The organism is Latilactobacillus fuchuensis (genome assembly GCF_900258455.1).
Taxonomy (GTDB): Bacteria; Bacillota; Bacilli; order Lactobacillales; family Lactobacillaceae; genus Latilactobacillus; species Latilactobacillus fuchuensis.
Map to the genome: position 1 here is coordinate 1,449,509 of NZ_LT984417.1, position 9,685 is coordinate 1,459,193.

Annotated in this window: 7 protein-coding genes and 1 CRISPR repeat array; of the genes, 2 read left to right on the plus strand and 5 right to left on the minus strand. The window is 39.8% G+C overall.

Features of this window, described 5'->3' with window-relative positions:
- Positions 1–106 precede the first annotated feature (106 nt).
- The gene (locus LFUMFP_RS06885; protein WP_456298594.1) at positions 107–835 is read left to right on the plus strand and encodes a site-specific integrase; all 729 of its coding nucleotides are present in this window, start codon (positions 107–109) and stop codon (positions 833–835) included.
- A gap of 22 nt (positions 836–857) precedes the next feature.
- A complete protein-coding gene (locus LFUMFP_RS06890) occupies positions 858–1,322 on the plus strand; it encodes a hypothetical protein (protein ID WP_106483320.1) in 465 nt (154 codons plus the stop codon).
- A 109-nt stretch (positions 1,323–1,431) separates the two neighbouring features.
- Here LFUMFP_RS06890 and sufB read toward each other — a convergent pair whose 3' ends face one another.
- Genes sufB through sufC form a run of 5 tightly spaced genes read right to left on the minus strand, consistent with a single transcriptional unit; the run spans position 1,432 to position 6,633 of the window.
- A complete protein-coding gene (gene sufB, locus LFUMFP_RS06895; RefSeq protein WP_025083926.1) occupies positions 1,432–2,841 on the minus strand; it encodes a Fe-S cluster assembly protein SufB in 1,410 nt (469 codons plus the stop codon).
- Positions 2,841–3,332 carry a Fe-S cluster assembly sulfur transfer protein SufU gene (sufU, locus tag LFUMFP_RS06900; RefSeq protein WP_025083927.1) on the minus strand — a complete coding sequence of 164 codons (492 nt, stop codon included), beginning with the start codon at positions 3,330–3,332 and terminating at the stop codon, positions 2,841–2,843. Before sufU ends, sufB begins: the two co-directional genes overlap by 1 nt.
- Positions 3,319–4,557, minus strand: a complete 1,239-nt coding sequence (locus LFUMFP_RS06905) for a cysteine desulfurase (RefSeq protein ID WP_056950202.1) — start codon at positions 4,555–4,557, stop codon at positions 3,319–3,321. The genes sufU and LFUMFP_RS06905 overlap by 14 nt, the downstream gene beginning before the upstream one ends.
- Entirely contained in the window at positions 4,538–5,839 is a 1,302-nt protein-coding gene (gene sufD, locus LFUMFP_RS06910) for a Fe-S cluster assembly protein SufD (protein ID WP_106483321.1), read from the minus strand. Before sufD ends, LFUMFP_RS06905 begins: the two co-directional genes overlap by 20 nt.
- An 11-nt stretch (positions 5,840–5,850) precedes the next feature.
- Positions 5,851–6,633, minus strand: coding sequence for a Fe-S cluster assembly ATPase SufC (sufC, locus tag LFUMFP_RS06915; protein WP_025083928.1), 783 nt, complete (start codon positions 6,631–6,633; stop codon positions 5,851–5,853).
- 202 nt (positions 6,634–6,835) lie between these two features.
- A CRISPR array of direct repeats spans positions 6,836–9,579; the repeat unit is 36 nt; unit sequence GTTGATGAACTCATTGATTTGATACTCTTCTAAAAC.
- Positions 9,580–9,685 lie beyond the last annotated feature (106 nt).

Here is a 9,685-nt window from a genome sequence, read left to right on the forward strand (position 1 = left end):
ATCTTGATATCGTTTCATTGGAATGCTCCTATCTTGTTTTATTAATTATGGCACAACTGTTCAGAAATTTATGTACCAAATACTAGGATAGGAGCATAATAACCCTATGAGAAAAACTGAACCTATTAAACGAAAACATATAGACGAAAATGAGATCGATAAAGAATTAATGGTTGTTTATACTCCAAAAGAACTATCAAATTACCTTGACGCTTGTCACAAACATGGCAATAAAAAAATCGAAATGTACTTTAGATTACTCGCATATACGGGTAGTCGAAAATCAGAACTTTTAGCTTTAGTATGGGAAGATATCGATTTTAAAACTAACAAACTCACCATTAGTAAAACTTTAGCAGAAGTCGAAGTCTCACCAGATAGTAAAAAAACAAAAGTAGCATCTCAATCTGCTAAGACAAATACTGGAAAACGAATTATCTCTTTAGATAAAGCTACTATTTCCATGTTAAAAGAATGGGAAAATTACCAAGTAGAATCATTCAAAATTATGGGAATTGCCCATTTCGAGAAAAAACAACTCGTTTTTCCAAACAAAAAAAATGATTTTTGTCGCCCAGGCCAGCCAAATGACTGGAATACCATGATTTGTGAAAAATTTAATATTGCAAAAAAAATAACACTGCATGAGTTTAGAAAAACGCACGTATCCTTATGTGCTATGGCAGATATGGATTTAGAGGACATAATGCATCGAGTCGGTCATAAGGATTCGAAGATGACACGACAAGTATACAATTTTTTTTACCCTGAACGAGAGGAACGGAGCGCAGAAAAATTCGCTCAATTTATAGAACAAGAAAAGAATATTTTTTAAAAATTGCAAGGAGTGAACAATGATGAAATTTATCCCAATTAATCAAATCCCAGCTACATATCTAAAGAAAGGAGAAGATCCTGACTTGCTTAAATCTGCACATATCCAACTTTTTAATCAATTGAAAATGACAATGCTCGCACCTTACTCGCCTATTTCCAATATAGTAAGACTTCTTGAAAATAAAAGTCATTTTAATCAAGGTAAAAAAACAGACAATCGGTTCCATGATTCACTAGTCCGGTTCCCTTTAGTTGTAGCTAACGATACAACACGATTAATTTTCTTTGAATATGTCACACATGCTGGAAAGGAAGAACAAGAAGAATTGGCTAAGTTATGTAATTCTTTAGGATTAAAGTATTTTACTTTAAAACAGACTGACAACCATCCACTAAACTTTACTACGAAAGATTTCGGCTTGATTATGACTTTAGATACTTATAACGCCTATATGCGGAACGGTACATTTAACTCTTTTCAATAAGTTGCGTTTCCTCTTCGTTTGGTGTTAGTTTTGGTGTTAACACTATTTTCAGCAATAAAAAAAAGACCGAAACACTGTATTAACAACGTTTCGGCGTTCTTCATTTAGATTAACCAACTGACCCTTCCATTTCATAGCTGATCAATCGGTTTAATTCAACGGCGTATTCCATTGGGAGTTCTTTGGTAAATGGTTCGACGAAGCCCATGATAATCATTTCGGTGGCTTTGGCTTCCGAAATCCCGCGGCTCATTAGGTAATAGAGTTGTTCTTCGGAAATCTTAGAGACCTTGGCTTCATGTTCCATCGAAACGTTGCCATTCAAAATGGTATTATACGGAATCGTATCAGAACTCGATTTTTCATCCATAATAATCGTATCGCATTCGACATGCGCAAATGAACCATCACTATTCCGTTCAAAACGAACCGTCCCACGATAATCAACAGCGCCGCCATCTTTGGCGATTGATTTAGAAACAATCGAAGAAGACGTATTGGGTGCGGCGTGAATCATTCGCGCGCCGTTATCTTGGTCGACGCCTTCACCAGCGACAGCAATGGACAACATCGTGCCGTGTGCGCCTTCGCCATCGAGGTAGATACTAGGATATTTCATGGTAATTTTAGAACCTAGATTACCATCGACCCATTCCATCGTCGCATTTTCTAACGCTTGCGCCCGTTTGGTTTCCAAACTATAAACGTTTTTCGACCAGTTTTGAATCGTGGTATAACGGCAATAACCATCCCGTTTGACAAAGACTTCAACGACGGCCGCGTGTAAACTATCGCTTGAATAACTGGGTGCCGTACAGCCTTCAACATAGTTGACACTGGCGCCTTCATCAACAACAATTAAAGTCCGTTCGAATTGACCCGAGTTTTCGGCATTAATCCGGAAATAGGATTGGATTGGTGTATCAGTCCGAACCCCTTTAGGCACGTAGATAAACGTGCCCCCTGACCAAACTGCTGAGTTCAAAGCGGCAAATTTATTGTCGGTTGGTTTAACCAATGTACTGAAATATTCTTTGACAATATCCGGATATTCTTTAAGTGCGGTATCCATATCAGTAAAAATAATCCCGAGTTTTTCAAATTCATCATGCATATTATGATAAACCACTTCAGATTCATATTGCGCACTCGAACCCGCTAAATATTTACGTTCCGCTTCGGGCACCCCTAGACGTTCAAAGGTATCCTTAATCTTATCGGGCACATCGTCCCAATCACGGTATTGTTTATCGGTCGCTTTTTGATAATATAACATGTTCTCTAAATCTAATTGCGATAAATCAGGCCCAAAATCAGGCATTGGCATTTTTTCGTAGGCGTGAAATGATTTCAAACGAAAATCAAGCATCCATTTGGGCTCTTTTTTCTCGTGTGAAATGGCGCGAACGACATCTTCGGTTAAACCACGACCCGTTGAAAAAACGGGTTCAACATCATCACTAAAACCGTAATCATATTCTTCAAATTGCGGCATCGTTGTTTTTGCTTCTTCTGTCATTAATCTGTTTCCTCCGTTTCTGCATGGTTCACAATCTGGCCGCTAACGGCGGAATGCTGGTCACTGATTAAGGCTTTATGCAGGGCTTTCCAAGCGAGGGTCGCACATTTAATCCGCGCCGGAAACTGTTGGACTCCCTGCAAAATCGCTGCGTCTTCGAGGATTTCCCAATCTTCATCAGGCCGGTCACCAATCATCATGTCTGAAAAACGTTCAATCATCGTTTCAGCTTGAGCGGGTGTCTTACCAAGAACGGCATCGGTCATCATACTGGCTGAGGCTTGGCTAATCGTACAGCCTTCGCCCGAAAAAGCGATTTGGCTAATTTTGCCATCCTGTAGTGCAATTTCAAGTTGTAACACATCGCCACAAGTTGGATTGCGTAATTCAATTTCATGATCCACCGTGTCCAAATGACCATGATGGTGCGGATGTTGTGAATGATCAAGAATCACTTGGCGGTATAAATTATCTAGTTTAGAGAGTGCCATCTTGGAAAAACTCCTTTGCGGCTTGAATTGCTTGAACCAATTTATCAACATCGGCTTCCGTATTATATAAATAGAAACTAGCCCGCGCAGTGGCGGCGACGTTGAGCCATTTCATTAATGGTTGCGCGCAATGGTGGCCAGCACGAACAGCCACGCCTTCCATATCGAGGGCGGTTGCTAAATCGTGAGGATGTAGATTGTCTAGATTAAACGCAATCACACCCGTCCGGTCTTGCGCATTTTGCGGCCCATAAATCGTTAAGCCATCGATTGTTTGTAACGCTGGAATGGCCTTAGCGACCAGCGCTTGTTCGTGCGCTTGAATCTGTGCCATGCCGATTTGATTTAAATAATCAATTGCAGCGCCCAAGGCAATCGCGCCTTCAATATTCGGCGTGCCACCTTCTAAGCGCCAAGGCAATTCTTTAAAAGTGGATTGTTGCAGTTCGACAAAATCAATCATCTCACCACCATATTCAACTGGCGTGACTTGTTCAAGTAGCGTTTTTTTACCGTATAAAACGCCAATTCCAGTTGGACCGAGCATTTTATGACCGGAAAAAGCGTAGAAATCTGCGTCCAAATCCTGCACATCAACCGGCATGTGTGGGATGGCTTGCGCGCCGTCCACGACTAAATAATTACCAAACTGATGAACCAATTGCGCAATCGCTTGAATCGGATTAACCACTCCGAGCACGTTTGAAGCATGCGTTAAACTGACAATCTTCGTCCGCGGACCAATCTTAGCCTTCGCGTCCGCTAAATCTAATTGGCCATCTGGTAACAAATCGATATAAACCAGCTTCGCGCCAGTCTGTTGCGCCAATTGTTGCCAAGGCACCAAGTTACTGTGATGTTCCATATAACTAATCAGGATTTCATCGCCAGCTTGAACGACTTGCGGGCCAAAATGGCTGGCGACCCAATTCAAACTCTGCGTTGTGCCTTTAGTGAAAATAATCTCAGCACTTTGATCAGCATTGATAAACCGTTGGACCTTTTGACGCGCGGCTTCATACTGTTCTGTCGCCCGTTCGGCCAATGTATGGACCCCGCGATGAACGTTGGCGTTATCAGTCTGATAATAGTCAACAATCGCATCAATCACTGCTTGTGGTTTTTGCGTAGTGGCCGCGTTATCCAAATAAATGAGCGGTTCATCATTCACGATTTGATCGAGAATCGGAAATTCTTGGCGGATGTTATTCAGACTTTTGACCATCAATTAACTTCCTTTCAATCGTCGCCGTCAATTGTTGACGGACCACTTTATCCGGAATTTCGGCTAAAACAGCGCCTAAGAAGCCCCGAATAACGAGTCGTTGAGCCACTTCTTTCGATAGGCCACGACTCATTAAATAGTACATTTGTTGTTCATCAACTCGGCCAACGCTGGCCGCATGACCAGCTTGAACGTCATTTTCATCAATTAATAAGAGTGGATTAGCATCCCCACGTGCTGTTCGAGATAACATTAAGACGCGGTTTTCTTGTTGCGCATCGGCGCCCTTCGCACCTTTGATGATGTGGCCAATCCCGTTAAAGGTTAACGTCGCATCTTCTAGGATGACACCGTGTTGCAAAATATGGCCAATTGACCGTTGCCCAATGTTCGTGACCCGCGTATCAATCCCTTGAACCTGTTTACCGGTTGAAATTGCCACAACCTTCGTTTCAGCGTGTGAGCCTTCACCGACTAAATCAGAATCGAAATCACCGATAATATTGCCATCATTCATAAAGCCAAGCGCCCAGTCAATCCGTGCGTCGCGCATTAAATGCCCGCGCCGATTTAAATAAGTGGTCACCGATTGACCAAATGAATCGACTGACGCGAAATGGACGTGACTATTATCCTTGGCAATCACTTCAACCACGACGTTCGCTAAATTTTTATGATCGCCGGCGGTTTGTAGATTTTCAAGATAACTAAATTCACTATTGGTTTCAGCGACAATTAAGACGTGGTGGATAAAATCAGCCGGTTGCGTGCTATCTTGCACGTAATACGCCGTGATTGGTTCCTTGATGACCACGTTCTTCGGCACATACAAGAAAGCACCACTATTCATCAACGCCGTGTGAAAGGCCGTTAAGCGGTCTTCATCTGGTTTAACCGTAACTTGCATGTAATAGGCTTTAACCAATTCCGGATAGTCGCGTAGTGCCGTAAAGATATCAGTAAAAATCACCCCTTGAGCCGCTATGGCTTCTGGTAGATTAATTTTAACCGTCGTTTGTCCGACTTGCACGATATACGGTTGACTGGCATCTAATTGTTGTGCCGTTTCTGGCACTAAATCAGCACTCGACGTCACTAATTGTGGCGTGTCAGCGGCCATAACTGGCCAATGTTTAAAGTTAATTTTTTCAAAAATTGGGAGTGCTAACGAATCGATTTGAGCGAGTGCGGCTTGACGCATTTCAATAAACCAGGCTGGTTCTTGGTGTAATGCGGCAAAGTCGGCCACTTGTTCGGGCGTAATTGCTAATTGTTTTTTCATCAAATTGCCCCCTACTTCGTTTCTTCGTCAACTAATTTAAGATCTAATCCTAATTCATCACGCAAACCAGCATAACCTTCATCTTCCAAACGTTGTGCCAAACTAGCATCGCCAGTCGTCACAATTTTACCGCCCATCATAACGTGCACATAGTCCGGCACGATATAATCCAGTAACCGTTGGTAATGCGTAATGATCAGCGAACCAAAATCAGCCCCGCGCATTTCATTAACCCCTTTGGAAACGACTTGTAAGGCATCGATATCCAAACCAGAATCAATTTCATCTAAGATGGCGAATTTAGGTTCAATCATCATTAATTGTAAAATTTCGTTGCGTTTCTTTTCACCGCCAGAAAAACCTTCGTTTAAATAACGTTCAGCCATTTCTTCAGTCATATCTAAAAAGGCCATTTGTTTGTCTAATTTTTTCAAAAAGGCCATGACTGAGATTTGATCATCTTCAGGACGGCGGGCATTAATCGCAGCACGCATAAATTCAGCATTCGTAACGCCTTGAATTTCAGCAGGGTATTGCATCGCCAAGAAAAGACCAGCGCGTGCCCGTTCATCGACCGGCATTTCTAGAATATTTTGACCATCTAATTTAATTTGTCCTTGCAGGACTTCATATTTAGGATTACCCATAATGGTTTCTGATAACGTTGATTTACCAGTCCCGTTCGGCCCCATAATGGCGTGAATTTCGCCCGTACTCATTTCTAAGTTAACACCTTTTAAAATCTCTTTACCTTCGATACCGACGTGTAAATCGATGATTTCTAATTTAGACATTGATGACCCTCCATGAGCGCATAATCGCGCATTTATACACTTTTCATTTTAAGCTAAATGAGAACGCTTTTCAATAGTAAGAAAAAAGAGCTAGCCGATGAATTAGCTAACTCTCTGAAACTCATACTCATAAAAAATCCGAAAATCCATTAATTTCATACTCTTCTAAAACAGCGCTAAAGGGGTACACTTATCGATCTTAGTTGATGAACTCATTGATTTGATACTCTTCTAAAACATAGTGTGCCCCCATTGGCTGAAACGAATAGTTGATGAACTCATTGATTTGATACTCTTCTAAAACGACCAATCAGTCGCCTTATTTCCTTTTTCGGTTGATGAACTCATTGATTTGATACTCTTCTAAAACCATAAGAATAATCCTGATCGTCATCTGCGGGTTGATGAACTCATTGATTTGATACTCTTCTAAAACTAGCTTCTCGGACCAATATCCTAGCCGGGAGTTGATGAACTCATTGATTTGATACTCTTCTAAAACAAATGATGCTATTAACGTCTCACCAGTCCTGTTGATGAACTCATTGATTTGATACTCTTCTAAAACGCGTTACGCAGCATCAATGGCAGTTGGTTGGTTGATGAACTCATTGATTTGATACTCTTCTAAAACTGCCTGAATCATTTGTTAATCAAGCTACGGGGTTGATGAACTCATTGATTTGATACTCTTCTAAAACTGCCAGCAACGGTTATGTAAATTTAGCCAGGTTGATGAACTCATTGATTTGATACTCTTCTAAAACTAAGCCGTGGCTCGGTAGCAATTATTCTAAGTTGATGAACTCATTGATTTGATACTCTTCTAAAACATGTAGTCCGATTGAATATCCTACAAATAAGTTGATGAACTCATTGATTTGATACTCTTCTAAAACAAGTGACCTAGGCAAGCCCGTAGCGTTGCAGTTGATGAACTCATTGATTTGATACTCTTCTAAAACGAAAGTAGTTAAAGAACACAACCAATACACGTTGATGAACTCATTGATTTGATACTCTTCTAAAACTGTTCGTTTGTCATAGTCATATCCCTTCCCGTTGATGAACTCATTGATTTGATACTCTTCTAAAACAAGTAAACCCAGCCTTGCTTGTAGCCTTTAGTTGATGAACTCATTGATTTGATACTCTTCTAAAACCACCTTTAGGACTGTAAAACTGCCCATCATGTTGATGAACTCATTGATTTGATACTCTTCTAAAACTGATGTATTCGTTGTAATGCGGATAATCCCGTTGATGAACTCATTGATTTGATACTCTTCTAAAACGAATCGATAAATTCTTTTGAAACACGTGCAGTTGATGAACTCATTGATTTGATACTCTTCTAAAACATTGATTATCCGCAAGACCTGCTCGCTCAAGTTGATGAACTCATTGATTTGATACTCTTCTAAAACTATTTATTCTTCAAATTCAAGTAAATAGTTGTTGATGAACTCATTGATTTGATACTCTTCTAAAACAACCCTTCAATATCGAAGCTAACAACCCAAGTTGATGAACTCATTGATTTGATACTCTTCTAAAACCAACATTCATACCTAAAGCAATTCGGCCCGGTTGATGAACTCATTGATTTGATACTCTTCTAAAACTGCTTCCACAGCCCCTAAAATATTAGTAACGTTGATGAACTCATTGATTTGATACTCTTCTAAAACGCAACACTATATCCCGTTTCGCTTGAATTAGTTGATGAACTCATTGATTTGATACTCTTCTAAAACAGTTTACGTAATCTTAACGGTGGTTGGAATGTTGATGAACTCATTGATTTGATACTCTTCTAAAACATACATCGTCAGCAATCGCCCAATGCTCGCGTTGATGAACTCATTGATTTGATACTCTTCTAAAACGTCCATTGATATATACTTCATTTGATTCGCGTTGATGAACTCATTGATTTGATACTCTTCTAAAACTCAAACGTTGACTCTTTGAAAACTACAATCAGTTGATGAACTCATTGATTTGATACTCTTCTAAAACCAAGGATTCGCCAAACAGAACTACACGATGGTTGATGAACTCATTGATTTGATACTCTTCTAAAACACTGTTGCCCGCCTGTTTGTATAGTTGACTGTTGATGAACTCATTGATTTGATACTCTTCTAAAACTACATTAACACTGTTTGTACGTAATGGATTGTTGATGAACTCATTGATTTGATACTCTTCTAAAACACTTATGTAGCGCCTCATGCAGAACCTCTTGTTGATGAACTCATTGATTTGATACTCTTCTAAAACTACATAAGTTAAGGAAAGGAAGTTTTAATCGTTGATGAACTCATTGATTTGATACTCTTCTAAAACTTAACTTTTGACATCAAAGATTATGACCGCGTTGATGAACTCATTGATTTGATACTCTTCTAAAACTCCAATTGCTGGGTTTTCTTTAGGAATATCGTTGATGAACTCATTGATTTGATACTCTTCTAAAACTCCATTCCAGTCTTGTGTTGCCTGTACTACGTTGATGAACTCATTGATTTGATACTCTTCTAAAACTAGTGAACTCTCGTCCCATCTGTATTCACGGTTGATGAACTCATTGATTTGATACTCTTCTAAAACCTAGAATGTTAACTAAAGGTACAGTTGCCTGTTGATGAACTCATTGATTTGATACTCTTCTAAAACATTCAAGGCTGGCCACCTCCGTTATATAGTGTTGATGAACTCATTGATTTGATACTCTTCTAAAACACCAGAAAGCGTGAACTGTAGCAGCAGACGGTTGATGAACTCATTGATTTGATACTCTTCTAAAACAACACTATGATAGCTTAAAGGAAACTTTAAGTTGATGAACTCATTGATTTGATACTCTTCTAAAACTGTTGAACAGATTAATATACCATCTAATCAGTTGATGAACTCATTGATTTGATACTCTTCTAAAACCCCGCGCAATTGCTCCTATGTCAATAAATGGCACATCTTTTTCTAAACACTCGTTCTAATTCTGTCGGAATTAAACCAACTGATGTAATTTGAGGTTCGGATTACC

Excerpts from the sequence above, each read along its gene's own strand:
- LFUMFP_RS06885 (WP_456298594.1), top strand. The coding sequence starts at position 107 with ATGAGAAAAACTGAACCTATTAAACGAAAACATATAGACGAAAATGAG.
- LFUMFP_RS06890 (WP_106483320.1), top strand. The coding sequence starts at position 858 with ATGAAATTTATCCCAATTAATCAAATCCCAGCTACATATCTAAAGAAA.
- sufB (WP_025083926.1), bottom strand. The coding sequence starts at position 2,841 with ATGACAGAAGAAGCAAAAACAACGATGCCGCAATTTGAAGAATATGAT.
- sufU (WP_025083927.1), bottom strand. The coding sequence starts at position 3,332 with ATGGCACTCTCTAAACTAGATAATTTATACCGCCAAGTGATTCTTGAT.
- LFUMFP_RS06905 (WP_056950202.1), bottom strand. The coding sequence starts at position 4,557 with ATGGTCAAAAGTCTGAATAACATCCGCCAAGAATTTCCGATTCTCGAT.
- sufD (WP_106483321.1), bottom strand. The coding sequence starts at position 5,839 with ATGAAAAAACAATTAGCAATTACGCCCGAACAAGTGGCCGACTTTGCC.
- sufC (WP_025083928.1), bottom strand. The coding sequence starts at position 6,633 with ATGTCTAAATTAGAAATCATCGATTTACACGTCGGTATCGAAGGTAAA.